Source organism: Streptomyces maremycinicus (assembly GCF_001184025.1).
GTDB classification, from domain to species: domain Bacteria; phylum Actinomycetota; class Actinomycetes; order Streptomycetales; family Streptomycetaceae; genus Streptomyces; species Streptomyces maremycinicus.
Genome location: NZ_BBYG01000022.1, coordinates 22,017 through 45,859, shown reverse-complemented (window position 1 = coordinate 45,859; position 23,843 = coordinate 22,017). Strand labels below are relative to the sequence as shown.

Annotated in this window: 19 protein-coding genes; 15 read left to right on the top strand and 4 right to left on the bottom strand. The window is 71.4% G+C overall.

Translation table 11 applies throughout. The features are described from left to right. Nucleotides 1-29: 29 nt before the first annotated feature. Nucleotides 30-962, bottom strand: coding sequence for a macrolide 2'-phosphotransferase (locus AOQ37_RS33255; protein WP_062650051.1), 933 nt, complete (start codon nucleotides 960-962; stop codon nucleotides 30-32). Nucleotides 963-1,487: 525 nt separating this feature from the next. On the opposite strand from AOQ37_RS33255, the gene vioD reads away from it, so the two are divergent. The 7 genes from vioD (at nucleotide 1,488) to AOQ37_RS33220 (ending at nucleotide 9,106) form a co-directional block, all read left to right on the top strand. Beyond that, the gene (gene vioD, locus AOQ37_RS33250; RefSeq protein WP_062650049.1) at nucleotides 1,488-2,594 is read left to right on the top strand and encodes a capreomycidine synthase; all 1,107 of its coding nucleotides are present in this window, start codon (nucleotides 1,488-1,490) and stop codon (nucleotides 2,592-2,594) included. Then, on the top strand, nucleotides 2,591-4,534 hold the full coding sequence (locus AOQ37_RS33245; RefSeq protein ID WP_062650047.1) for an amino acid adenylation domain-containing protein: 1,944 nt from the start codon (nucleotides 2,591-2,593) through the stop codon (nucleotides 4,532-4,534). The genes vioD and AOQ37_RS33245 overlap by 4 nt, the downstream gene beginning before the upstream one ends. Continuing rightward, the gene (vioC, locus tag AOQ37_RS33240) at nucleotides 4,524-5,549 is read left to right on the top strand and encodes an arginine beta-hydroxylase, Fe(II)/alpha-ketoglutarate-dependent (protein WP_062650045.1); all 1,026 of its coding nucleotides are present in this window, start codon (nucleotides 4,524-4,526) and stop codon (nucleotides 5,547-5,549) included. Before AOQ37_RS33245 ends, vioC begins: the two co-directional genes overlap by 11 nt. A gap of 8 nt (nucleotides 5,550-5,557) precedes the next feature. Further along, nucleotides 5,558-6,337 (top strand): hypothetical protein, encoded by a 780-nt coding sequence (locus AOQ37_RS33235; protein ID WP_062650043.1) that lies wholly within the window; start codon nucleotides 5,558-5,560, stop codon nucleotides 6,335-6,337. A 74-nt stretch (nucleotides 6,338-6,411) separates the two neighbouring features. After that, nucleotides 6,412-7,470: a Gfo/Idh/MocA family protein gene (locus tag AOQ37_RS33230; RefSeq protein WP_078890464.1), complete on the top strand. Its 1,059-nt coding sequence runs from the start codon at nucleotides 6,412-6,414 to the stop codon at nucleotides 7,468-7,470. Next, complete coding sequence (locus AOQ37_RS33225) at nucleotides 7,467-8,444, top strand: NAD-dependent epimerase/dehydratase family protein (protein ID WP_062650039.1); 978 nt, start codon at nucleotides 7,467-7,469, stop codon at nucleotides 8,442-8,444. The genes AOQ37_RS33230 and AOQ37_RS33225 overlap by 4 nt, the downstream gene beginning before the upstream one ends. Beyond that, on the top strand, nucleotides 8,441-9,106 hold the full coding sequence (locus tag AOQ37_RS33220; RefSeq protein WP_062650036.1) for a PIG-L deacetylase family protein: 666 nt from the start codon (nucleotides 8,441-8,443) through the stop codon (nucleotides 9,104-9,106). The genes AOQ37_RS33225 and AOQ37_RS33220 overlap by 4 nt, the downstream gene beginning before the upstream one ends. A 34-nt stretch (nucleotides 9,107-9,140) precedes the next feature. Here the strand turns inward: AOQ37_RS33220 and AOQ37_RS33215 are convergent, their stop codons facing one another. After that, nucleotides 9,141-10,520, bottom strand: coding sequence for a condensation domain-containing protein (locus AOQ37_RS33215; RefSeq protein WP_062650034.1), 1,380 nt, complete (start codon nucleotides 10,518-10,520; stop codon nucleotides 9,141-9,143). Nucleotides 10,521-10,608: 88 nt separating this feature from the next. On the opposite strand from AOQ37_RS33215, the gene AOQ37_RS33210 reads away from it, so the two are divergent. From AOQ37_RS33210 to AOQ37_RS33195, 4 genes are all read left to right on the top strand, one after another. Beyond that, a complete protein-coding gene (locus AOQ37_RS33210) occupies nucleotides 10,609-11,370 on the top strand; it encodes a class I SAM-dependent DNA methyltransferase (RefSeq protein ID WP_159401397.1) in 762 nt (253 codons plus the stop codon). 242 nt (nucleotides 11,371-11,612) lie between these two features. Then, nucleotides 11,613-12,590, top strand: coding sequence for an ATP-grasp domain-containing protein (locus AOQ37_RS33205; RefSeq protein WP_234437081.1), 978 nt, complete (start codon nucleotides 11,613-11,615; stop codon nucleotides 12,588-12,590). A 51-nt stretch (nucleotides 12,591-12,641) separates the two neighbouring features. Beyond that, a complete protein-coding gene (locus AOQ37_RS33200) occupies nucleotides 12,642-13,400 on the top strand; it encodes a class I SAM-dependent methyltransferase (protein WP_062650028.1) in 759 nt (252 codons plus the stop codon). Next, nucleotides 13,397-14,446 (top strand): glycosyltransferase family 2 protein, encoded by a 1,050-nt coding sequence (locus AOQ37_RS33195; RefSeq protein WP_062650026.1) that lies wholly within the window; start codon nucleotides 13,397-13,399, stop codon nucleotides 14,444-14,446. Before AOQ37_RS33200 ends, AOQ37_RS33195 begins: the two co-directional genes overlap by 4 nt. Here the strand turns inward: AOQ37_RS33195 and AOQ37_RS33190 are convergent. Together AOQ37_RS33190 and AOQ37_RS40125 are read right to left on the bottom strand one after the other, a co-directional pair. Continuing rightward, a complete protein-coding gene (locus AOQ37_RS33190) occupies nucleotides 14,431-16,137 on the bottom strand; it encodes a CocE/NonD family hydrolase (RefSeq protein ID WP_062650024.1) in 1,707 nt (568 codons plus the stop codon). The genes AOQ37_RS33195 and AOQ37_RS33190 overlap by 16 nt on opposite strands. Before the next feature lie 12 nt (nucleotides 16,138-16,149). Continuing rightward, nucleotides 16,150-16,902 (bottom strand): GNAT family N-acetyltransferase, encoded by a 753-nt coding sequence (locus tag AOQ37_RS40125; protein ID WP_159401396.1) that lies wholly within the window; start codon nucleotides 16,900-16,902, stop codon nucleotides 16,150-16,152. Nucleotides 16,903-17,291: 389 nt separating this feature from the next. On the opposite strand from AOQ37_RS40125, the gene AOQ37_RS33180 reads away from it, so the two are divergent. From AOQ37_RS33180 to AOQ37_RS33165, 4 genes are all read left to right on the top strand, one after another. After that, nucleotides 17,292-19,013, top strand: coding sequence for a carbamoyltransferase family protein (locus tag AOQ37_RS33180; RefSeq protein ID WP_062650020.1), 1,722 nt, complete (start codon nucleotides 17,292-17,294; stop codon nucleotides 19,011-19,013). Between the two features lie 84 nt (nucleotides 19,014-19,097). Beyond that, entirely contained in the window at nucleotides 19,098-20,378 is a 1,281-nt protein-coding gene (locus AOQ37_RS33175) for an MFS transporter (protein WP_159401395.1), read from the top strand. Then, on the top strand, nucleotides 20,375-23,599 hold the full coding sequence (locus AOQ37_RS33170; RefSeq protein WP_062650017.1) for an AMP-binding protein: 3,225 nt from the start codon (nucleotides 20,375-20,377) through the stop codon (nucleotides 23,597-23,599). Before AOQ37_RS33175 ends, AOQ37_RS33170 begins: the two co-directional genes overlap by 4 nt. After that, on the top strand, nucleotides 23,596-23,838 hold the full coding sequence (locus AOQ37_RS33165) for a phosphopantetheine-binding protein (protein WP_062650015.1): 243 nt from the start codon (nucleotides 23,596-23,598) through the stop codon (nucleotides 23,836-23,838). The genes AOQ37_RS33170 and AOQ37_RS33165 overlap by 4 nt, the downstream gene beginning before the upstream one ends. Nucleotides 23,839-23,843 lie beyond the last annotated feature (5 nt).

The following is a 23,843-nucleotide window of genomic DNA, read 5'->3' as shown; positions in this document are numbered from 1 at the left end:
GGCCCGCCCGCCCCCCGCCACGGCCGGCGTCACAGCGGCGGCGGTCCGGCGGACAAGCGGTTCCGGGCTGTCGCCGTCAGCCGCGGACGGCCGGTGCGCACTCCCAGCAGTCCGACATGCGCCCAGCGGAACGACGCGCGGAGGGCGATGCGGTCCCGCATCCCTTCCGGCACTCCCCCGCCGGCCCGTCGATACGCCCGGAGCAGCGGATCGACCAGCGGCCTGCCCCCGGCGAGATACGGGTCGACGAAGTCCGCGGCAGGATCGTCGAAGGAGGCGTTCGTCCAGTCGAGGATCCCCGTCACCGCGTCGGTGCCGGGCCCGACCAGCGTGTGGGCGGGATGCATGTCTCCGTGTGTCAGTCGCGCGGAGTGCGCCCAGTGCCGGTCGTCGTCCAGCCAGCCGCACCAGTGCGCGTACCACGTCGCCGGAAGCGGGACGGCCGTACGGGCGTCGGCGAGAGTGCGCTCCATCTCCTGGCGGACGTCCGCCAGGTGACGGAAGGGCACCCCCGCCTCGACGGCCGTACGGGCGGCCACCCCGTGCAGGCGGGCGAGAGCCCCGGCGAGCGATACCGCGTACCGCGCACCGGGCGGGCTGTCGCCTGCCCCGGTGTGCCAGTGGTACCGGAGGCTGTTCGGGTCCTCCGCTCCGGCCGGCGCCCCGGGCAGCCTGCGGTACACCACCAGTGAGCGATCGCTGTGTTCCCAGACCGGGACGGCCACCGGCAGGACAGGACGGACCACGGAGAGCACAGCCGCCTCGGCGGCGATCCCGTCGGCGCTCCGGTCCCGGCGAGGCAGCCGGAGTATCCAGTCGGACCCGTCCGGGTCCTGGACCTCCACGACCCAGAAGTCCCAGCCCTCGTCGTTCACGACCGCGGTTCCCGGCTTCAGTCCCAGGCCGCGGGACGCGGCCAACTCCAGCGCGCGGCCCCGGACCTCACTCTCGGCGAGTCCCATACGAGCTCCTTCCGTCCGTTCTCGGTGACAGGCGTGCGGCAGTGGCTGACACCGGTACGAGCAGGAAACCACCGCGGAGAGAACTGCCGGAATTTCCCGGCCGAAGAACGCCGCCGGGCGGAATCCTCGGGCACGCGACGGCAATAGTGCCATGCGGAAGGCGATCGGTCATCACGCGCAAAGGAAGTGAGCGGCGCTCCGTCCGAACGGACTTTCCCGTCGCCGGATCCGAGGCCGGCGCCGCCATCAGGGCAGCTCCAGCGGCTCGACCAGCGACAACGCGGGGCGGCGCCCGTCATGTCACGTACTCACGTTACTTGCGCCGGTCGTGCGGTTACGGATCTAATCAATCCGGTCGACTTGCCCCGGTCCACGCCGATTCCCTCCGGCGAACTTATCACGTGCACGCACACCGGACTTGCGATTCACCCATTCCTGCATTCCTCCAAAGCCTTATACCCCGAGGTTTTCGTTGTGTCGCAGACTCGAATGTATTCCAATTCGGCATTGTCCGAGGAACCACCGGTGCTCGAACAGTGGTACCGGCGCCATCTCGACCGAGCGGAACGGGACATCAGCTCCAGCGGAGTGCTTCCCTACACGTACGCCGAAACGCGTCGGCTGACCGGTCTCGGCGCAACGGACCTGGACGGGATACCGGTGGACGACAGCACCTCGCAGGGCTCGCCCGCACTGCGCCAGGCCATCGCCGACCGCTACCTGCCGGGCCGGGCCGAACGGGTCATGGTCACCCACGGCTCCAGTGAGGCGATCGCCCTCACCCTGGCGACGCTGTTGCGGCAGGGCGATCTCGTGGTGATGCCGGATATGCTCTACCACGCGCTCGTCCACTATCCCCAACTGGCCGGCTGCCGGCTGCGCCCCCTGCCCCTGGACCACTTCACCGCCGCCGGCACCGATCCCGAGGCCATGGACCGGGCGATCCCACCGGACACCCGGGCCGTCATCGTCAACTTCCCGCACAACCCCACCGGCACGACGCTGACCGCGACCGCGTACCGGCGGCTCCTCGACCGGGTGCGGGAGGTGGGGGCGGTTCTGGTCTGGGACGCCGCGACCGCGGAGATGTCCTGGAGCGGCCCGGTCCTGCCGGACCCGGGTCTGGAGCATCCCGACACCATCAGCTACGGCACCTTCTCCAAGGCCTTCGGGCTGCCCGGCCTGCGGGTGGGGTGGTGCACCGCCCCACCCGAGCTGATCGAGCGCAGTTTCGCCCTGCGTGACCGCAGCACCCTCTTCCTGTCTCCGATCGTGGAGGCGATCGCCACAGCGGCCATGCGGTCGGCGGACGCCCTCATCGAGCCGCGGCGCGAACAGGCTCGTACCAACCTCGCCGTACTGGAGCGATGGGTCGCGGAACACGAAGGGCTGGTGGCCTGGAAGCCGCCGCAGGGCGGCGTCTGCTGCCTGCTGGAACTGCCCGGCGTCACGGATTCGGAGCGGTTCTGCCTCGAACTCCTGGACCTGGACGGGACGCTGCTGGTTCCCGGTACCGCGTTCGGCCGCGAAGGCACCGTCCGGCTGGGCTTCGGCGGCGGCGAGAAGGACCTCACCGACGGACTCGCGTCCCTCTCCTCGGTACTGCGGACCGGAGGGGGAGCCCGTCGATGACCGCACCTGATCCCGTCGTCGAGTCCGACGCGCTGCGTGTGCTGTGGCGTGCCGTCGTGGCCCGCCACGGTGGACGTGTCGCCCTCAGCGACGGGCGGCGCACCCTGACCTACCGCCGGCTGGCCGCGGTCGCGAAGCGGATCGCCGGCCGGCTGGCCGCCGCCGGCGCCGCCCCGGGGCGGCAGGTGGTTCTCCGGATGGACGCTCCCGTCGACGCCATCATGTGCATGTTGGGCGTACTGGAGGCGGGGGCGTCCTTCGTCCTGTTGGAGGACGGACTGCCGCAGGCGGCACGGGCGGCACGGATCGACCGCGTCAGCGCGGTGCTGCAGGCCGGGCGCGGACGGTCCGCGGGCGCGGGGCCCCTCCCCTGGGTCGACCTGTCCCCGGACCTGGACGGCGCCGAACCGGACGGTCCTGCGCCCGACAGCGCCGCACCCCCGGGCACGGCGGCGTATGTGATGTTCACCTCCGGATCCACCGGCCGGCCCAAGGCCGTCGAGATCGAACGCGACGCACTGCACGGCTTCTCACTCGCCGCCGCGGACCGGCTCGCCCTCCGCCCCGGGGACCGGTGGCTGCAACTGGCCTCCTTGGGCTTCGACGTGCTCGTCGAGGAGGTCTTCCCGATCCTGACGACCGGGGGCACGGTGATCTGCCGCCCCCGCAGCACGGCGCCGGACCCGCAGGAACTGCACGGCATGCTGAGCGACCTGGATGTCACGGTCGTGGAGCTGTCCACCCAGTACTGGCGCGAGTACGCCCACTGGCTCGACGTCCGGAACGAGACGACGCCACCGGGACTGCGCCGGGTGCTCGTCGGGGGCGAGCGGATGGATCCCGACGACTGGCGCCGCTGGGAACGCCGCGACCACGCCCCTCTGGTGCACGTCTACGGACTGACCGAGTGCACGGTCACATCGACCATGTACGACGGCCGGCTGCCCGCGGACGCCCAGGAGGTCCCCATCGGCACGCCGCTCGCCAACGCCGAGGTCACCGTGCGTGGCCCCGACAGGCTGCCGGTCGCGGCCGGTGAAATCGGTGAGATCCATGTCGGCGGCCCTTCACTGGCGTCGGGCTACCTCGGCGATCCGGAACAGACCGCCCGGCGCTTCGTCACGGATCCCCGTTCGCCGGGGCGGCGCCTGTACGCGACCGGGGACCTCGGCAGGATCCTGCCGGACGGCAACCTGGAGTTCAGGGGCCGCCTGGACGACCAGATCAAGATACGGGGTCACCGGCTGGAGCCCGCGTCGGTGGAACGGCTGCTCACGGCCGATCCCGGGGTGGCCCAGGCCGTGGTCCTCCTCGACGCGAGCACCCGGACCACGTTGTCGGCCTGCCTCGTTCCGGCCGGCCCCGTCGCGGAGGTGACCCGGGGCGGTGCGCTGCCCGTCACCGGGGAGCGGCGCGAGGAACTGCTGGCCGGTCTCGCCGCAGAGCTGCCCGACTGGGCCGTTCCCCACCGGCTGTTCTGGACGGCCGAACTGCCGAAGAACGCACACGGCAAGGTCGACCGCCGTTCCCTCGACGCCCTGCTCGCCACCGCGTCCCGCCCCACCGCCAGGTCCACCGTCCCGGAAACCGGCATCGGCGCGTCCGTCGGGAGGCACCTGGCGGCCGGGGACGAACCGGCACCGCTGGCCGCCGTTCTGCGGCTCTTCCGGGTACTGCTGGACGATCCCGGCGTCGGGCCCGACTCCGACTTCTTCGCCGGTGGCGGGCAGTCGATCCTCGCCATGCGCCTGGTCACCGAACTGCGCACGGTTCTCCCCAGCACCCCCGGGCTGCGGGCGAGCACCGTTTTCGACCATCCCACCCCTCGTCGGCTCGCTCTCTGGCTGGCCGCGGGGACCGGCCGGAGCGGGAGCGCCCCGGACGGTGGTACGTCCGCTCTCACCGACGGCAGCGAAGGACCTACCTGCAATGGACACTGACAAGAGCCACGTCCTGACCCTCACTCCTGACGAAGCGGAGCAGACGGCCGAGCTGACGCTCCGCCTCGCGGAGCGGTACATCGCTGACGACGACCCGGATCTGCTTCTCGACCTGCCTCGGCTCGCCACCGGGCTCCCGGTACGCACCCAGCGCTTCCTGCGTGCTTTCGCGACCGCGGAGCCCACCGGTTTCGGCGTCGTCAGCGGGCACCTCTTCGATCAGGAACGTATCGGCCCCACTCCCGAGGACTGGCGCGAACGGCCGCGCCCCAACACGGAGTTCCCCGAGGAGATCCTCGTACTGCTGTACGCCGGACTGCTCGGAGAACCCTTCGGCTGGACGACCCAGCAGGACGGTCGGCTGGTGCACGACATCTTCCCCGTGCGCAAGCACGAGAACGACCAGCTGGGTCTGGGCAGCAAGGAGACCCTCACCTGGCACACCGAGGACGCCTTCCATCCCTACCGCGGGGACTATCTGGTGCTGGCGTCCCTGCGCAACCCTGACCGTGTCGCCACCACGGTGGGCGAGTACGTCGCCCACGCGCTTCCACCGACGGATCTGGAGGTGCTGTTCGAGGAGCGCTTCCACATCGCGCCCGACGAATCGCATCTGCCCAAGAACAACTCCCGCCCGTCCGACGGGGACACCGAACGCTTCGCCACGCTCGAGAAGCTCATACACGAGCGCAGGCCGGTCGCCGTCCTCTTCGGTCCCCGGCAGGAACCGTACCTGCGGCTGGACCCGTACTTCATGGAGGTTCCCGAGACCGACCCCGAGGCACGGCGGGCGCTGGACAGACTGATCGCCGTCATCGACGCGGGTCTGCGCGAGGTGGCGCTGGAGCAGGGTGACTGCCTGGTGATCAACAATCACCGTGTCGTGCACGGCCGAGTGCCCTTCACCGCCCGCTACGACGGAACGGACCGGTGGCTGAAGCGCATCAACGTCACCCACGACCTACGCAAGTCCCGGGCCATGCGGGCCACCTCGTCCACCCGGCTCATCGGCTGACGACGGCCATGGACGACCTCGGTCCGTTCACGGTGACCACCCTGGACCGGCGGCCGGACCTCGAACCGGCCATCGACCGGCTGGTCACGGGCAACCTGCCCGAGTTCATGAGCTGGGAGTCGCCGGGGAACTGGCGCTGGCACCGGCTCTACGACACCTGCGCCGCCCATCAGTTCTGCGTCCTGGACGAGGAGGGCCGGCTGGTCGCCGTGGCCAACGGGCTTCCGGTCCACTGGGACGGCACGGTGGACGGACTCCCCGAGGGGTCGGACGACGTCCTCGTCTCCGCCTTCTCCGGCACCGGCCACGGCTCCCCCAACACCCTGTGCATGCTGTCGGTCAGCGTGGCGCCGCACCTGCGCGGCACCGGCACGGCGGAACGGCTCCTCACCCTCGCCCGGTCCGCCGCCACCGGGGCGGACTGGCTCGGCCTGCTGATTCCCGTCCGCCCCACCCGCAAGGCGCGCTACCCGCTCGTCCCGATGGCCGCGTACGCGACGTGGCAGCGGGCGGACGGCACGCCGTTCGACCCCTGGCTCGCCACCCACGCCGCACTGGGCGCCGAACTGCTCGCCCCTTGCGACCGGTCCCTGGTCATCCGTCAGCCGATCGCCCGGTGGGAAGCCTTCACCGGGCACCCCCTGCCCGGACCCGGACCTCACCTCGTACCCGGAGCACTGGCACCCCTGGAGGTGCCGGGCGACGGCGAGGGTGTCTACGCGGAGCCCAATTTCTGGGTGTTCCACCCCGCCCGGCCCGATGAGCCGCTCTCCCGCACCCGAACGTAAGGCGCGTCGTTCCTCCCCTCCGGTCCGGCGGACAGCCGGACACCGCCCGCACCATCACACCCGAGGAATCATCCATGCCACCTCTACGTCTGGCCGTGGTCGGCTGCGGAGCCGCCGCGCGTTCCTGCCACCTCACCGCCCTGCCGAAGGTCCCGGACATCCGGCTGACCGCCCTGATCGACCCGGACCCCGAGCAGGCCGGAGCGGCCCTCGACTGGTACCGGGAACAGGGCGGCACCTCCGGGGACGTACGTACGGCCCGGTCCGTGGACGATGTGTCCGACGCCTTCGACGCGGCCGTGGTGGCCGTGCCGCACACCGCGCACGCCACCGTCACCGGGGATCTGCTGGCCCGCGGCAAGCACGTGCTGCTGGAGAAGCCGATGGCCACGAGCGCCCCGGACACCGAAGCCCTCGCCGCCGCCGCGGCCCGGGCTCCGGGCGTACGCCTCCTCATGGCCCATCCTCGCCGCCTCTTCCCCGCCAATGCCTGGGTGCGCGCACTGATCCAGGAGGGCGTACTGGGCACGGTCACACGGGTGCGGTGGACCGAGGGCCACCCCTACAGCTGGGAACCGGTCTCCTGGTCGATGTTCGACCGGCGTCTCGCCGGCGGTGGCGTACTGACCGACACCGCGTCCCATGTGTTCGACATCCTGCTGTGGTGGCTCGGCACGCAGACCGAGGTCGTCGACTACGTCGACGACAGCCTCGGCGGAGTGGAGGCCGACGCGTTCGCCACCCTGCGCATCGGGGGCGTGCGGACCGAGGTGGAGCTGAGCCGCGTGCGCGCCCTCGGCACCAGCTGTGTGATCACCGGCACCGAGGCCGAGGTGAGCATCGGCACGGACTTCCCGGCGGGTGAGTGCACCCTGATCACGGCCTCCGGCGAAGTGCGGCACCGCGGGGACGTACAAGCCCTGCCGCCCGCCCAGGACGAGTGGGACGACCTGTTCGTGGAGCAGCTGCGCAACTTCGCCGCCGTGTGCGCGGACGCGGACGTGGAACCGCACGCCACCGCCGCGGACGGCCTGCGCGTCGCCCGGCTCATCGAGGAGTGCTACACGGGGCCCGCACGGCGCATGCTGTCGCAGCCCTGGCTGACCGGGACGACGGCGGGGAGTGCGGCATGAACGACCTCACGGGACAGCGCGTCGCGGTCACCGGCGCCAGTGGCTTCATCGGCGCGCGAGTCGTGGAACGGCTCGTGCTGGAGACCGGGGGGAAGGTCCGCGCGCTGGTGCGCGGTTTCGGCCGGGTCGCCCGGCTGTCGGTGCTCCCGCAGGAGCGGCTCGGCTTCCGGATCGCCGACCTGGACAGGCCGGAGAGTCTGGAGGAGGCACTGCGGGACTGCGACCTCGTGGTCCACTGCGCCTTCGGGAACCGCGGCGGGGAGGAGCCGCGCTGGCGTACGACCGTGGACGGCACCGCCCATCTGCTCGCCGCCGCCAAGAGGGCGGGAGTGCGACGGCTGGTGCACATCAGCACCGTGGACGTCTACGACACGACCGGCCTGACCCGGTTCGACGAGGACTCCCCCGGGCTCGCCGCGGACCCGGCCGACCGCGAGTACGAGCAGCAGAAGGCCGCTGCCGAGCGGCTGGTGCTGGCGGCGCACGGCGACGGTCCCGCGATGACCGTCCTGCAGCCCGGCGTGGTCTACGGCCCCTGGGGCGGACAGTGGACGACGGCCCAGCTCACGCGTCCCGCGGCCGAGTTCGAGGCCCTTCCGGCCGCCGGCGCTCCGGGCGTCTGCAACGCGGTGTACGTGGACGACGTGGCCGACGCCGCCGTCGCCGCGCTCACGGCCCCCCGTGTGGCGGGGGAACGTTTCCTTCTCAACGGGCCCGGCACGGTGGGCTGGGGCGACTTCTTCGACCGTGTACGCGACCTGCGCGGACTGCCCGCCCCCGCGGGCGCGCCGTCCGCCGGCGTCGTTCCGGACTGGGAGCTGGCGCTGTACTCCGGTCGGGCACATGCCGACGCGGCGCGCGCCGCCACGGCGCTGGGGGCACCTCGCGTCACCTTCCAGGACGGCATGGACCTGACGGCCCGCTGGGCCCGCTGGGCCGGGTACGCCGCCGGAGCGGACGGGGCCGGCCGGTGAACCGGGTCCTGGTGATCGCCCCCCATCCGGACGACGAGGTCATCGGGTGCGGTGGCTCCATTGCCAAGCTGGCGCAGTCCGGCGCGGAGGTCACCGTGGTCATCGTGATCCGCCGGGAACGGGGTTCCCGGGACCACGCCGTCACCGACGAGGAGTTCGCGACCGAGACGGCCGACGCGTGCCGGGTGCTGGGGGTGAAGCGGTACATCACCCTGGAGGAGCCGTCCCGTGACTTCGCCGTGGACCGCCGTCTGCACCTTGCCGTGGTGCGGCTGCTGCGCGAGGTGCGCCCGGACCGTGTGTACGTGCCGCACCGTGACGACGGCGACGCGGAGCACCAGGCGGTCCACCGGCTGGCCCTCGAAGCGCTCTGGATGGCGCAGTCCGACTTCTTCGAGGAGGCAGGGCCGCCCGCTCCGCCGCCGTCCCTGGTGCTCGGCTACGAGATCTGGGCCCCGCTGGCGCAGGCCCAGTACACCGAGGACGTCACCGCGCAGATCGATCTGAAGGTGGAGGCCATGCAGTGCTACCGCTCCCAGCTGCGGCACGCGGCCTGGGACGAGGCGGTGCGCGGGCTGGCCTCCTACCGGGCCGTCACGAGCACCGGCCGGGGGCACAGCGAGGCTTTCGAGGTGATCCGGGTGTCCGGCTCCCCGGTCTGAGCCGGGGGCCGGACACCCGGTCCGCTCAGTCCGCTCAGTCCGCCGACGGCAGCAGCTCCGCGACCGCGGTGTCCGGAGAGCTCAGGAGCCTGTGCACCAAGGAGGTGAAGACATGAGCCAGTTCCCGTACCTCTTCCTCGCCGAAGACGTCCGCGGGGAACAGCACGCTGCAGTCCACGCTCTTGTCGTCGACCGAGGCGAACAGCTCCAGGCTCTCTATCTGCTGGAGCCGGCCGGGGACCTCGGTCGGCTCCACCGCCAGGCCCGCGGCCCGGCGGCTGCCTCCGCTCCAGCCGCCGGGCGCCGCGTCGAAGAACGTGCAGGGGCTCTCCAGCAGCCTGCCGAGCATGTGCGGGGCGAGAGCGGAGGTCACCTCGGGCGCCGGGACCTGCCCCAGCCGCTGGGTCTCCAGGACGGCCGAACGGACCTGGCGCGTCAGCTGACGGAACGACACCGAGGTGTCCAGCTGCACCCGCACGGTGGCGTAGGTGGAGAGCAGGCACACGAGGTCCAGCAGGTGCTCCTGGGTGCGGCGGGTCACCGGGATGAGCGCCGTGAGGTCGGCGCGGCCGTTGCGGGCGTGCAGCGCGCACAGGTACGAGGAGAACAGCACGATGAACGGAGTGGTCCGGGCCGACCGGCAGTACTCCGTGAGCAGCTGGAACGTCTCCGCCGGCAGCGAGAGGTCGAAGGTGCCGACCTCGTAGCGGTCGTTGGTCTCGCGCCGCATCTTCGGCAGGGAGACGGGGGCGTTGGTCCCGATCCCGTCGAGCAGTTCGGCGAAGCGTGCGATCAGCTGCCTGGGCTCGGGGTCGCGGCCGAGCCACTCGGCCTCCCAGCGTACGAAGTCGGAGTAGGTGAAGGGCTGTTCGGGCAGCTTCGCCTCCCGGCCCTCGACCTCCGCGGCGTACAGCTCCCACAGCTCGTTCACGAGGATCTCGAACGACTGGCCGTCCAGCACGAGATGGTCGGCGGCGACGCCGAGCAGGTGGTCCTCGTCCCCGAGCCGGTACACGACGGCGCTGAACAGCAGCCCGCCGTCGAGGTCGCGGTTGCGGCCGAGGTAGACACCGGCCCGGCGCAGGGCCTCGTCCAGCCGCTCCGTCCCGGGCAGGTCCCGCAGGTCCTCCTCGTCCGGTACGAAGGGGCGGGCGGGCCGGATCTCCTGCCGACCGGCTTTGCCGCGCTGCGGGACGGCCACGCGCAGTGCCTCGTGGCGGGCGACGAGCGCGGTCAGCGCCGAGCGCAGCGCGTCGGTCCGCAGCGGTCCGGTGAGCCGGAACCCCCTGCCGATCATGCGGACCTCGACACCCAGACCACGCTCCTCGACCCATTCCTGGATCGTCAGGCGGTCCACCTGGTCGGAAAGCAGCGGAAGCCCTTCGAAAGGACCCTCCTCGTTCACGGCGCGCATGTGAATTCTCCCTCCGGGGAAAAGAATGGAACGGCGAATGCGAAGGCATCCGGGACGAGAACCGAGACTACTGAATGGAATACCGTCCATGCAATACGGCACTCGCACTGATTTCTTCGGCGATTACGCCGACATATACGCCAAGGCGCCTTACAATGATTTCACCGAGGAGGTGGCGAAAAGCCTTCCCGAACTGCTTTCCTTCTACGGCGCGGACACCCGGTCGTTCCTGGACCTCGGCTGCGGCACCGGCACCCTGCTGATCGCCCTGACCGGCCGGTTCGGCCGACTGGCGGGGGTGGACCAGTCGGCGGACATGCTGCGGCACGCCGAGGCCGCCGCGCTGCGGGCCGGTACCCGCATCGACTTCACCCGGTCCGACCTGCGCGAGTTCCGCTCCGAGCAGTCCCACTCACTGGTGACCTGTACCTACAACACCCTCAACTACCTGACCGATCCGGGTGATCTGCGCCGGGCCGCCGAGACGCTGCGGGCCGCCACCGAGGCCGACGGCCTGGTGGTGCTGGACGCCCACCCCACCCGGTTCGTCGAACGCGCCTGGGCGGGAAGGGTGTTCGTGGAACAGAACACCCCTGACCGCCTGGAGGTCTGGGAGAACCCCTACGACGCCGGATCGGGCAGGGTGGACACCACGGTCACCGTCGTGAGCCGTACCGCGGACGGCCGCTTCGAGCGGGTGCACGAGGTGCATCCGCAGCGTGGACACGATCCGGAGGAAGTGACCGACGCCCTGGTCGAGGCCGGTTTCACGACCGTGGACACCTACGCGGGGCTCGACCGGAGCCCCGTGGAGGAAAACACCCCACGCGTCTGGTACGTGGCCCGGTGACCGAGACCCTCGTCATCTGCGGAATCGGTTCCGGAATGGACAGGTCACTCGCCCGGATAAAGGACATGGGGGTACGCACGGTAGTCGTGGCGGAACGGTTGGGCGAGTCCGCCGAAAAGGCGGTGGATATGTTTGTGCGAGCCGATCCGGATCGCTATGAGGACGTGATTTCCGCAATTACGCGGGACCGGCCGGGCGATATCTCCGGAGTCATGTCCCTCGGATATGACAATCCCCCCGTCGTGGCACGCCTGACCGCCGCGCTGGGGTGCCCGGGGGTGCCCGTCGACGTGGCCGACATGTGCACGCTCAAACACCGCAGGATCGCGGCCCTGCGCGATGCCGGTCTCGAGGTGCCGCGCTTCGCCGTCGCCTCCGACGTGTCCGGCGCGCTGGCCGGACTGGAGTCCGTCGGGCTGCCCGCGGTGGTCAAGCCGAGCGATCGCACCGGCTCCGTCGGGGTGGCCAAGCTGGACACGTGGGACACCGCGCGGCCCGTCCTCGAACGGGCTCTCGCCCTCAGCCCGACAGGACATGTGGTGGTGGAGGAGTACCTGTCCGGGACCGAGCACACGGTGGCCGGTTTCGCCGTGGACGGCGCGTTGCGGGTCACGGGGTTCGCCGATCGCGAGTACGGCGAGAAGGAGCGGTTCTTCCCCCACTTCTTCGAAGGCGGAGACACCCTTCCCACCCTGCTGGACGCCGACCAGCAGGCCGAGGTCGTACGGACGGTACAGCGGGGCGTGGAAGCCCTGGAGCTGACGACGGCCGTCGTCAACACGGACATCCTGCGTACCGCGGAGGGACGTGTGTTCCTGCTGGAGATCACCTGCCGGCTGACCGGGGCGAGGATCGCCACCGAGGTCATGCCGCTGGCCACCGGCGTGGACCCGCTGCCCAACGCGGTGCGCCTCGCGCTCGGCCGGCCGTTCGCACCGGAGGAGCTGCGGCCGACCCGTGACGACGCCGTGGTCCAGCGGTTCCTGCCGGCCGACGGCGGCAAGGTCGCGTGGATCGGCGGACTGGACGACCTGGCCGCGACACCCGGCGTCTACGACCTCTTCTGGGGCACGGACCTCGGCCCCGGCACGGTGCTGCCGCGCTACCGCGGCGGAAACGACGTACTGGCCGGGGTGATCGCACGCGGCGACGACGTGGCGGCGGCGGAGCTCCTGGCCGACCGGGTGCTGTCCGCGCTGCCGCTGCGGCTCACGCACTGACCCGAGTGGCGCACCCCGGCGCCGCGACCCATCGACCGACGGAGGACGCTGATGACGACAGCCTATGAGAACTGGGCCGACACCTACGAGTTGTTCGAAGGCACCATGTCCGAGGACACCTGGCGCCAGGGCATCGGGGCCGAACTGATCAAGCTGGCCCACGGCCCCGTCCGTATCCTCGACCTCGGCGCCGGGACGGGGATGGGGACACGGGTACTGGCCGAACTCGTCCCGCGGGGCGAGGTGGTGTCGCTGGACCGGTCGGCGGCCATGCTGGAGCACGGCGGCATTCCGCCGGAGCGGCGCATCGTCGGTGACATGGCGGACTTCACCACCGACCCGGACTCCTTCGACTTCGTGGTCTCGGGGTTCGACGCCCTGAACTACCTGCCCCTGGCGGACCTGGCCGGGTGCCTGGCCGGCGCCGCCGCGGCGCTGCGTCAGGGCGGCCACTTGGTGTTCGACTACTCCTCCCGCAAGGTCCTCCAGGAGGACTGGCGGGACCTGGAGCACGAGGAGAGCCGCAACGGCGTACGGCTGCACCGCCGGCACCGCTGGGATCCGGCGCTGCGGCGCAGCCGGTCGGTGCTGACCCTGTTCGACGCCGAGCGGATGTTGTGGCGGGAGACGCATCTCCAGTACGTGGTGGATCCGTTCACGATGGAAGAGATCGGCCGGGCCGCGGGGCTGAGCACGGTGCGGGTGCGGGACATCGACGGCGAGGGCTTCACGCCGGGCCACACCACCCATGTCTACGTCCTGCGCAAAGAAGGGCCGCACAGCCGTCCAAACGCCGGGGGGCGGGCATGAGCACGGAGGCGACCGACCGGGCGTTGCGGCAGACCAGCATCGTCATCGCCCTGCGCGACGACGTACGGATCCTGCAGTGCATCGAGTCGGTGGACGAGGACGTGGAGATCGTACTGGCCCTCAACGGCGCCACCGACGAGATCCGCCGTCTGCTCGACGAGCACCCCGGGCCGCTGACCGTCACCGAGATCCCGGACGCGGGCAATCTGGGGGCGGCCTACAACGCGGGCGCCGAGGCGGCCCGGGGCCGCTATCTGCTGCTGATGGACTCGGACTGCACCTTCGCCCCCGGGGTCCTGCGCATGATGGCGGAAGCGGTCGTCACCGATCCCGTCGTCAAGGGGCAGGTCGTGTACGGCGAGACCGGAAGCCTGCTGAGCCGGCTGACGGCCCGGGTCCGGGAGTACGACGAGGGCGAGTACGTCAGTGCCCTGTCCCCGCCCCTCATCTACGACCGGGCGATCGTCGAGCACATCGGCGGCTACCACTTCGATCCGCTGATCCACTGGTGCGAGGACCGCGAGTTCGACTTCCGGCTGCAGCTCGCGGGCATCCCGGTCCGCCATGTGCCGGAGGCCCGCATCTTCCATGACGCCCAGCACGGCCTGCAGAACATGCGCAGTTATTTCCGTTACGGCGTCGGGGAGGGCATAGCCCAGGAGACCGGTGTCTTCACCACCCCGGCCGTGCCCGTGCTGTGGCGCTTCTTCGAGGCGTCACGCACCCTGGTGGGCTGTGCGCGGCACAAGGGGGCCGGCGCCGCCGCCTACTACGCGTTGCTCAAAGCCGCCTTCCACACCGGCACGCTCTGGCATCTGCTGCGTGACCCCTACCGGGTGCGCTCCCGGTATCCGGCCACCGCCGCGCGCGCCCGCATGCTGGGCGCGATCCCCCAGCACTGCACCGAGCTGACCCCCGCCCAGCGTGAACGGCTCCGCCGGGCGCACCGGGAGGCGGGCCGGGTGATCGTCCCGCTGGACGACACGTTCGCGCGCCGCCCGGAGACCGAACCGGAGCCCGGAGCTCCCCGTCAGGCGGCACCGTGAGCGCGCGACAGGTCCCCGGAGACCGGGAGCACCAGTCGGGACGGGTGGTCCGGCCCGTGGTGGACCCGGTTGACCGCGGTGACCACGGGCGCGTCGGCCAGGGTCAAGGGGGTGCCGCCCGTGTTCGGATTGGGATCGAAGCGCGGGAAGTTGCTGCTCGACACCTCCAGCCTCATCCGGTGTCCCGGACGGAAGACGTGCACGAGGGTTCCCACCTCGATCCTCAACCGGTGGACGGTGCCCGGGGCCGGCGGGCCGGCGCCATTGAGGCGGGCCCGGTGTCCGACCCGCACGATGCCGTCGCACAGCAGTTCCGCACGGCCGTCCGGGAACACGTCCACGAGCTTGGCGGTGAAGTCGGTGTCGGGCGCCGAGGAGGAGACGTACAGGTCCGCTTCGACCGGTCCGGTCACGGTGACGAGTTCGCGCAGGTGTGGTCCGGTGTAGCAGAGCACGTCCGGACGCTCCTCGACGGGGCGCTGGTCGAGGGGACCGCAGTCGGCCCCGACGAACATGCCCGTCATGAGGGTGGCCCCGCCGCCGGTCGGGACGGGGTCGCGGGGGTCGTACCGGTAGACGTCGGCGTCCGGCCGCCGGGCCGGCTCGGGGTCCAGCACGCCCGTACCGTGCCTGGTCCGGGCGTCGCCCGTGCTGCCGAGGTACAGGGAGACGGGCTCACTCGCTCCACCGGGGAGGTCTGCGGTGCCGAGCCAGTGGTCCGTGCCGCCGGCGAACACCCGCACGGCTGGATCCTCGCGCGGGTGCAGTCCCTTGAGGTGCCGGTCGAAGTGGCGCAGGTGGACCGCGGTCAGATCCACCTGCGCCTCGTCGGCGGCCGTTCCGTAACGGCGTTGGGGAAAGATCCCGCCGGTCACGCAGTGGGACCACGGCCCGATCACGAGCCGGTCCTCGCTCCGTGGCGCGGGGGGCCGCAGGGTTCCCGGCAGGAAGATGTCGTACCAGCCGCCGATGACCAGAGCAGGAGGTCGCCCTGCGTCCGGAACGGCGGTGATGCGCTGCCAGTAGGCGCCGGGGTCCGGGTGTTCCAGCCATGCGCGGTAGTAGGGGGCGAGGCGGTCCAGCAAGGGCAGTACGCGCCAGGGCCGGCGGTACAGCCCGTCGATGCCGTCGAGGGCCCGCGTCACCGCCCGGGCGTCTGCGTGCGAGCCCCCGAGGCGTTCGACCTGACCGTGCAGCAGGTCCGCCAGCACCCAGTGCAGGCAGAAGCCGAGCTGGAACGCTCCGCCCAGGTAGGTCCAGCCGTCGTAGGGGTCGGCCGCGGCGACGTGCGGCGCGATGGCGCGCAGGGCAGGCGGCCCGGCAGCGGCGGCGTGCCACTGGGCGGCTCCTTCGTAGGACCGTCCGAGCATCCCCACCGCGCCGTCGCACCAGGGTTGTCGCGCGAGCCAGTCGACGGTGTCCCGGCCGTCCCTCCCCTCGTCGGCGAAGGGCCGGAAGGTGCCTTCGGAGGCGTGACGGCCCCGGACGTCCTGCACCACCAGGGCGTACCCGGCGGCGACCAGCCGCGACCAGTCGAGGGACCTGCCGCCGGCCGAGGTGCTCTTGTCGTAGGGGGTGCGCTGCAGAAGGGCCGGCAGCGCCCGGGGGGTGTCCGGACGGTACAGGTCCGCCCGCAGGACGACTCCGTCCCGCATGGGGACGCGGACGTCCCGGTCGATGACGACTCTCACGGTATTCGCCTCTCAGTCGGCGGACCGGGCATAGGTGGGATAGCGCAGGATGTCGCAACCGAATCCGAGCTTGAACCGATTGATTCCCGCCGCACCCGCCTCGGCTTCCCCGACGGATATTCCACTCACATCGAAATGTGGCAGCCCGTGCCGTGCCGCCCACTTGATCGTCTCGAAGTGCACATAGTTCATCGCGCCATCGACACGGTGTTCCGGATGCGTGGCAACGAAGCGCGCTTCAAGCGATGTCCGGTTCTCGAAACAGATGGAACCGGCCGCCACCCGTCCTTCGGAAAGAGCGACGAAAAGATGCACGGAAGGATGCTCGAGAAGATCGCGCAGCAACTCCAGCGGTGCGAGGTCGGGTGAGCCGGCCCGGATCATCGCCGGCCGGTAGAAGTCGTAGAACTCGTCGAGGAGGAGAGCGTCGGAGGCGAAACCCAGACCGCTGCGCGACGCACGCCGGACCCGGCTGCGGGTGCTCGCCCGCATCCTGGCGAGGATCTCCTCGTCGCTCCCCCCGGTGGCCACCAGACCGGTGACGTAGTCGGGGGCGGGCCGGTAGCCGTAAGCGGCGAGCACCTCGGGGAAGTCCCACTCAGGCAGCAGGACCAGGGTGGTCGGGCCGAGCGGCTCCGTCGCGGCGAGCAGGGCGGCGAGCAGTTCGGGGGCCGGGGTGCCGGCCGGGCCCTTCCACAGGAACCATCCCGCCTCCCCCGCATCCTCCAGGAGGGCCGTGGCCCACGGTCCGCCGTCCCGGCTCACCCGGAGCAGCCGGACCGGGTCCCCGCGGCGCAGGAGCAGCCGGAAACGGCCTGCGCTCTGGTGGAAGTCGTCCGCCGGGAATTCTTCGTCGTCGGGGAGTTCGACAGTGTCTTCCGGGTGCGTGATCAGACGAAGCACGATGTGCCCTTTCTTCTGGTCTCCTGCACGGAATTCGGACCGTTCAGCAAGTATCGAGACATGCAGAAAAAACGAGCTGCGTTCGGAAAAGAGAGGACCGACCGATGGAGGAATGACCTCAAGGACATCGCCGGAGAAGAGAATTCGGCTGCACGCCTATGCCGAGGCGTGGCATCGCTGATAATTTCTAGCGCACTGTTCGCCGTCCGTCAATTACCGGCCCTCGGGCCATTCGGAGGGAACCACTCATCATGCGAATTCTCGGTGTCAACGGCTGGCCGGGCGCCAGTCACGACGGGTCCGCCTGTCTGCTCGTCGACGGGGAGGTGGTGGCGTTCGCCGAGGAGGAACGCTTCACCCGCCACAAGCACGGCTACGGCGAGGCGCCTCTGCACGCCGCCTCGTTCTGCCTCCGGGAGGGCGGTCTGGCCCTGGAGGACATCGACGTCGTCGCCCACGGATGGGACATGCCGTCGCTGCTGACCCGGCGGGGCCTGGACTGGTTCGCCGACTCCGCGCAGGCCCTGGACTTCCTGTTCCCGCGAAGCCTGTTCCCGCGCCGGCGCGACCCGGAACTCGTCTTCGTGCCCCACCACACGGCCCACGCGGCGAGTGCGTACTACTTCTCCGGCCGCCGGGAGGGGGCCGTACTGGTGCTGGACGGCCAGGGGGAATGCGAGAGCGCGACACTCGCCAAGGCGGTCGGCGGCGAGCTCGAGGTCCTGGAGTCGGTCCCGCCGGGCTGGTCGCTGGGCTACTTCTACTCGGCGGTGTGCGAGTACGCCGGACTCGGCGCCGACGCCGCGGGCAAGGCGATGGGGCTGGCCCCCTACGGCACCCCCGGGGACGTCACGTTCGGCGGCGGCCTCAGCTTCCTCGACGACGGCTACGCCGTCGGTACGGTGCCACGTGACCTGCTGTCCACCGGGCGGACCGACGAGGAGACCGACACCCTGCGGCTCTGGCTGGCGCACCTGGAGAAGACCGGCGAGCTGGGGCCGAACCGGACGGTGAAGGTGTACGACCGCGAGAGCGGCCGGTTCGTACGGCGCACCGAGCGCGACCCCTACGAGTACCGGGATCTCGCCGCCACCGCGCAGGAGGCGCTGGAGCGGTCGGTGATCGCGATGGCGCGCAGGCTGCTGCGCGAGACCGGGCAGGACACCCTGCTGGTCGCCGGCGGGGTCGGGTTCAACGCGACCCTGAACGGAAAGCTGGCCCGGTTGCCGGAGGTGCGCGACCTGTTCGTGCAGCCTCTCGCCGGGGACCAGGGGGTGAGCCTCGGCGCGGCCGGGTGGGTGGCGGCCCGGCACGGGGAGAGTGTCCGGCCGATGACCGGCTCCATCGCCTGGGGGAAAGGCTGGGATCCTGACGCCCTGCGCCGGGTGCTGCACAAGCAGGGCGTCCGGTACACCGAGCCCGACGACATCGCGGACACGGTGGCCGGGTTACTGGCCGAGGGTGCGGTGGTGGGCTGGCACCAGGGCCGCGGAGAGGGAGGGCCGCGGGCGTTGGGACACCGCAGCATCGTCACGGCTCCCTTCCCCGGGGCCAAACGGGATCGCATCAACCTCACGGTCAAGGACCGCGAGTGGTGGCGGCCGTTCGCTCCGAGCATGCGGCTGGAAGAGGCCGGCACCCTGCTCGGTGACGCGGAACCGCTGCCCTACATGATCGTCACCACACCGGTACCGGAGGCAGGGCGGGCGGCGATGCCCGCGGTGATCCATGTCGACGGCACCACCCGTCCGCAGACGGTGCGCGCCGAGGACGACCCGCTGTATCACCGGCTGCTGGGCCGCGTGGGCGAGCACACCGGGCACGGGGTGGTCCTCAACACCTCGTTCAACGGCCGCGACGAACCGGTGGTGTGGACCCCTGGTGACGCGCTGGCCACCTTCGCCCGTACTCCTCTCGACGCCCTGGCCCTGGGGCCGTTCCTTCTCAACCGGGCCGACTCACCAGCGAGTTGAGCATCCACCTGTTAACTTCCTCTCATGCCCCCTTAGGTCGACATGCCGCATCTGCCGCCATCCGGTTCCTTTCGCGTGGGCCTCGTGTACCTGTACACCGGCCTGACCGAACTCCTCCCCCTCAACGCCGTCTACGCCCTGCTGATCGCCTCGCACGGGGTCTCGACCTCGGAACTCTCCGTTCTGTTCGCCCTGTGGACGGTGACCACCCTCCTCTGCGAGATCCCCTCCGGAGCGGTGGCCGACCGCTTCCCCCGCCATCTGGTCCTGGCTGCGGCGGCGCTCGCACAGGGCACGGGATTCATCCTGTGGACCGCACTGCCCTCACTGGGTTCGTTCGCCGCGGGGTTCGTCCTGTGGGGCCTCGCCACCGCTCTCACCTCCGGGACCCTGCAGTCCCTGCTGTACGACGGGTTGGCCGACGACGGCAGATCCGAGCAGTACGCGCAGGTCAGCAGCCGTTTGGCCGCCGTCCAGGCCTGCTCGATCGCCGTCGGTTCGCTGGTCGCCTCACCCGTGGTGCTGTGGGGCGGCTACAGTGCCGCCGGCTGGGTTTCGGTGCTGCTCACCCTGCTCGCGGTCCCCACCGCGCTGGGCATGGGCCGCGGGCGGCGCCGCGCCCCCGCCACGGATGACACCGGCACCGGCACCGACGGTCTCGCGGCACAAGGCTGGCTGTCCCTGCTGCGCGCCGGGCTGGCCGAGGCGCGCCACACACCCCAGGTGCGTTCGTCCCTGCTGCTGGTCTCGGTCCTGGCCGGAATCGGTGTCGTGGACGAGTACCTTCCGGTGCTCGCTCTGGAAGGGGGCGCTCCGCCGGCCACCATCCCGCTGCTCCTGCTGCTTCCCTGGGCCGCGATGGCCGTTGGCGGCCTCATGGGGTGGCGGCTGGCGAAGGCGGGGAACGGCGTCCTGGCGGGACTGCTTCTCGCCGGCGGCTCGGCCCTGGCCCTCGGCGCGCTCAGCCACCATCCCGGCGGGTTCCTCGGCATCGCCGCCTTCTACTGGATACTGCGCATGCTCCAGGTCGTCATGGGCGCTCGGCTGCAGCACGCCATCACCGGCCCGGCCCGGGCCACGGTCAGCTCGGTCGCCGGACTGGGCGCGCAGACGGTGTCGCTCATGATCTTCCTCGGTTCCGCCCTCGGCGCCCGGTGGGCCTCCGCCTCCGTGCTGGTCGCCGCCACGGCCGTCCCGGTCTTCCTGACCGCGATGCTGCTCCTCCTGCCCCGGTACGGCCGTCCCCCGCACGTCGCACCGAGCGCGACGGAGAGCCCGGACGGCGTCCCGCCCGTTTCCGGACCCGCGCTCCAGGCCGACCCCCGTGAGAACCGATCGGCACCCGTGAAGGAGAGCGACGCATGACAGGCAAGACGGTCACCGCCGTCGTGGAGAGTCTGGCCCATGACGTACGGCAGGCCCTCGGTCTCGGTCCGCAGGAACCACTGGACGTCTCGTTCACGACCCTGGGCGGCAGTTCCATGGACGCCGCGCGGCTCACCGTCCGCCTGCGCCGCGCCCGGGGACTGACCATCGGCGCCCACGAACTGCTCAACGCCCCCGACGTACGGCGGCTGCTGGACGAGCTCGCCGTCCGCCCCCGCGCCGAGCCCGCGCAGCACCCGGCCGACGCCGCGAGGACCGGTCGGGCACCGCTCACCTGGCAGCAGCGGACGGTCTGGTACCGGTCCGTCCTGGAACCCGGCTCCTCCCGGCACGTCTTCCACGCCTTGTTCCATTTCGCCGAGGTGCCCCGCCCGTCCGCCCTGCGCGCGGAACTGCTCCGGCTGCTGCGCCGTCACCCCGTACTGCGCACCCGGATCGTCTTCGACGACGGCGCCCCCCGGCAGCTGGTGCCGGCCGCCGACGTCGCCGACTCCGAGGCCGACCTGACCGTGGTGGACCTGCCGGGCGAAACCGTCTCCCCGGAGGAACTGGTCCGGCTCAGTGGCGCCGACCGTCCTTTCGACCTCGCCACGGGTCCGTTCCTGCGCTGGGTACTGGTACGGCTGCCGGGCGGCCGGGCCGTGCTCGTGCACACCGAGCACCGTCTGGTCCACGACGGCACGTCCTTCGTCGCCTTGCTGGACGGCCTGTCCGACGGCGGCACCGACCCGGACCTGCGCTACTTCTCCTACGCCGCGTCCCAGTCGCCCACGGACCCGGCCGAGGTCCGCAAGGCCGCCGAGCGGGCCGCACGGATCACCCGTCCGATCCTGGACACGCGAACCCCCGGGACCGTCCAGGACACCTTCCTGCGCCTGCCTGTGCCTGCCGCTCTCCTGCGAGCGGTCAGGGACGCCTCACGGTACGCGTCGGTGTCCCTGTTCACGGCTCTGTTCACGGCTTTCTCGCAGGCACTGACACGGTACGAGGGCGTGAACGGCATCGTCCTGGGCAGCGCCGTGGAGAATCGCCCGCCGGGCCACGAGGACACCGTCGGAAGGTTCGTCTCCACCGTCCCGGTCGTGGTCGAGCGCCGCCCGGGCGAACTGCCCGAAGCCACCCTGCGCCGCACCAGCAGGGCCCTGCGCGAGGCGATGGACCGCTCGGCGGTCCCCCTGCCGGACATCGTCGAGGCCGTCGGGGGCGTCGCCGGACGCGGTGACGGGGCCGTGGTGCGGGCCGCCTTCAGCATGCACCAGCAGGTCGAGCGCGAGGTCCGGCTGGGCGGTGCCACCGCCCGGATCCAGCTCGGCGTGTTCAACGGGGCCGCCGAGTTCCCGGTCAACGTGGTGGCCGTCGCCTCGGGGACGGGCGACGACACCCGGATCGAACTGCTGATGGAGGCCCAGAGCGGTGCGGCCGGCCGGGACGACCTGTGGGCCCTGTGGACCCACACCCTGGAATGGCTGCGCACCTGGGTCCAGCTCCTGCCCGAGAAGCGAACCCCACCGGTGACCGGGCTGGTCCGGCGGGTGAGGGCCCGGGCCGCGGCCGACCCGGACGCGGTGGCTCTCGACGACGGCACACGGCAGGTGACGTACGGGCGACTGGCAGCTCTCGGGGAATCGGTCCGGACCGTCGTGGGCCGGCCGGGACAGGTGGTGGGTGTCCTGGGTCCGACGTCCCCGGACTTCTTCGCCTGTGCCTACGCCGTCCTGCACGCCGGCGGGACCTACCTTCCGCTGGAGGCCGGACAGCCCGCCGCGCGGCTCGCCTCGATGGCGGACCGGGCGCACTGCGACACGATCGTCCGGATCCCTGGTGTGCCGGACACGCTCGCCGACGCCCTCAGCGGACCGGACAGCCCGTCACGGCGGCAGGTGGACTGGGCGGAACTGTCGGCCGAACGGCATCCCGGGCCCGTCCGGGACGGCACCGGCCACACCCCGGAGAGCGTCGCGCCCGCCTACGTGATGTTCACCTCCGGAAGCACCGGCGAACCCAAGGGCGTCATGGTTCCGCGGTCCGCTCTGGACCGGCTCGCCGACTGGGCCGTACGCGAACTGCGCCTGGGTCCGGCCACTGTCGTCGGCCAGCTCGCGAACGCCGCGTCCGGTGCCTCCGCCTTCGAGGTGTGGTCCGCCCTGTACGCCGGCGCCCGGCTCCGCTTCGCCCCCACCGGGATCCGGGCCGATCCGCGGGGCCTGGCGGCCTGGCTCGCCGCGGCCGGCGTCGAGTACACCTTCGCGCCCACGCCGATCGCCGAACTCCTCGCGCGGGTACCGAAGCCGCTCGGCAGTCGGCTGGACCGTATCTCCACCGGCGGGGACCGGCTGCACGCCCTGCCCGACGACGTGCCGTTCAAGGTGCTGAACATGTACGGCCCGACCGAGACGACCGTGGTGGCCACGGCGGGCTGGGTCGAACCGGGCGGCACCGCGCTCCCCCCGATCGGCCGGCCCCTGCCGTACGACTACGTCCGGGTTGTGACGGCCTCCGGCGCTCCGGCGGCTCCCGGCGAGCGAGGCGAGCTGTGGGTCGGCGGCGACGGTGTGGCCGCCGGCTACACGGGCGCTCCCCGGCAGACCGCCGCCGTCTTCGTCGCCGACCCGCACACCGAAGACGGTGCGCCCGTCCACCGCACCGGTGACATCGTCCATGTCGACAGCGGTGGCCGACTGCACTACTCCGGCCGCCGGGATCGGCGGTCCGGGCCGGCCGGTGTGCGATGCGAACCGGGTGAGGTCGAAGGAGTCGCCTTGCGGCAGCCCGGTGTCGTCCAGGCCGCGGCACTGGCCTCGGAGTCGAGGACAGGCCTACGGTTGCACCTCTTCCTGACCCTCGCCCCCGGCACCGATCCGGACCGGGTGGCCCGAGCGGTACGCGGCGAACTTCCGGTAGTGGCTGACGAACTGACGATCCATCACCTCGACGCGCTGCCCTACGACGCCGGCGGAAAGGTCGACCAGCGGCTGCTCACCGACCTCGCCGAGCGCGACCGGCCGCACACCACAGGCCCGTCCGGTCGCGCCGGTACTCCACGGGGCGCAACGCCGCACCCCGCGACCGGCACCGAGAACATCGACCTGAACCTGTTGCTGTCCATGGCCGTCTCGCTGCCCCGGAACGAGCGCCTGGGCTTCGCCCACCAACTGATCGGCTCCGTACTCAGCGACGCAGCCGACGAGGAGACCCGATGAACGAAGAACGCAACGCGGCGCTCTCAGCCGTCCTGACGTCGGCGGAGAAGATCTTCAACCGGCCGATCGGGCCCGAGGAGAACTTCTTCGACCTGGGGGGAAACTCTCTCGCGGCACTCCGGCTGATCGCTCTGGTTCGAGGTGAGGGCTTCCACTTCGAGGTGGAGGACGTGTTCGACCTCCCCGACATGCGAGCCCTCGCGGTAGGCGCCGTGCCCACATCGGACAACCTCGGCTGAACGGG

Excerpts from the sequence above, each read along its gene's own strand:
- AOQ37_RS33255 (WP_062650051.1), bottom strand. The coding sequence starts at position 962 with ATGGGACTCGCCGAGAGTGAGGTCCGGGGCCGCGCGCTGGAGTTGGCC.
- AOQ37_RS33245 (WP_062650047.1), top strand. The coding sequence starts at position 2,591 with ATGACCGCACCTGATCCCGTCGTCGAGTCCGACGCGCTGCGTGTGCTG.
- vioC (WP_062650045.1), top strand. The coding sequence starts at position 4,524 with ATGGACACTGACAAGAGCCACGTCCTGACCCTCACTCCTGACGAAGCG.
- AOQ37_RS33235 (WP_062650043.1), top strand. The coding sequence starts at position 5,558 with ATGGACGACCTCGGTCCGTTCACGGTGACCACCCTGGACCGGCGGCCG.
- AOQ37_RS33230 (WP_078890464.1), top strand. The coding sequence starts at position 6,412 with ATGCCACCTCTACGTCTGGCCGTGGTCGGCTGCGGAGCCGCCGCGCGT.
- AOQ37_RS33225 (WP_062650039.1), top strand. The coding sequence starts at position 7,467 with ATGAACGACCTCACGGGACAGCGCGTCGCGGTCACCGGCGCCAGTGGC.
- AOQ37_RS33215 (WP_062650034.1), bottom strand. The coding sequence starts at position 10,520 with ATGCGCGCCGTGAACGAGGAGGGTCCTTTCGAAGGGCTTCCGCTGCTT.
- AOQ37_RS33210 (WP_159401397.1), top strand. The coding sequence starts at position 10,609 with ATGCAATACGGCACTCGCACTGATTTCTTCGGCGATTACGCCGACATA.
- AOQ37_RS33200 (WP_062650028.1), top strand. The coding sequence starts at position 12,642 with ATGACGACAGCCTATGAGAACTGGGCCGACACCTACGAGTTGTTCGAA.
- AOQ37_RS33195 (WP_062650026.1), top strand. The coding sequence starts at position 13,397 with ATGAGCACGGAGGCGACCGACCGGGCGTTGCGGCAGACCAGCATCGTC.
- AOQ37_RS33180 (WP_062650020.1), top strand. The coding sequence starts at position 17,292 with ATGCGAATTCTCGGTGTCAACGGCTGGCCGGGCGCCAGTCACGACGGG.
- AOQ37_RS33170 (WP_062650017.1), top strand. The coding sequence starts at position 20,375 with ATGACAGGCAAGACGGTCACCGCCGTCGTGGAGAGTCTGGCCCATGAC.
- AOQ37_RS33165 (WP_062650015.1), top strand. The coding sequence starts at position 23,596 with ATGAACGAAGAACGCAACGCGGCGCTCTCAGCCGTCCTGACGTCGGCG.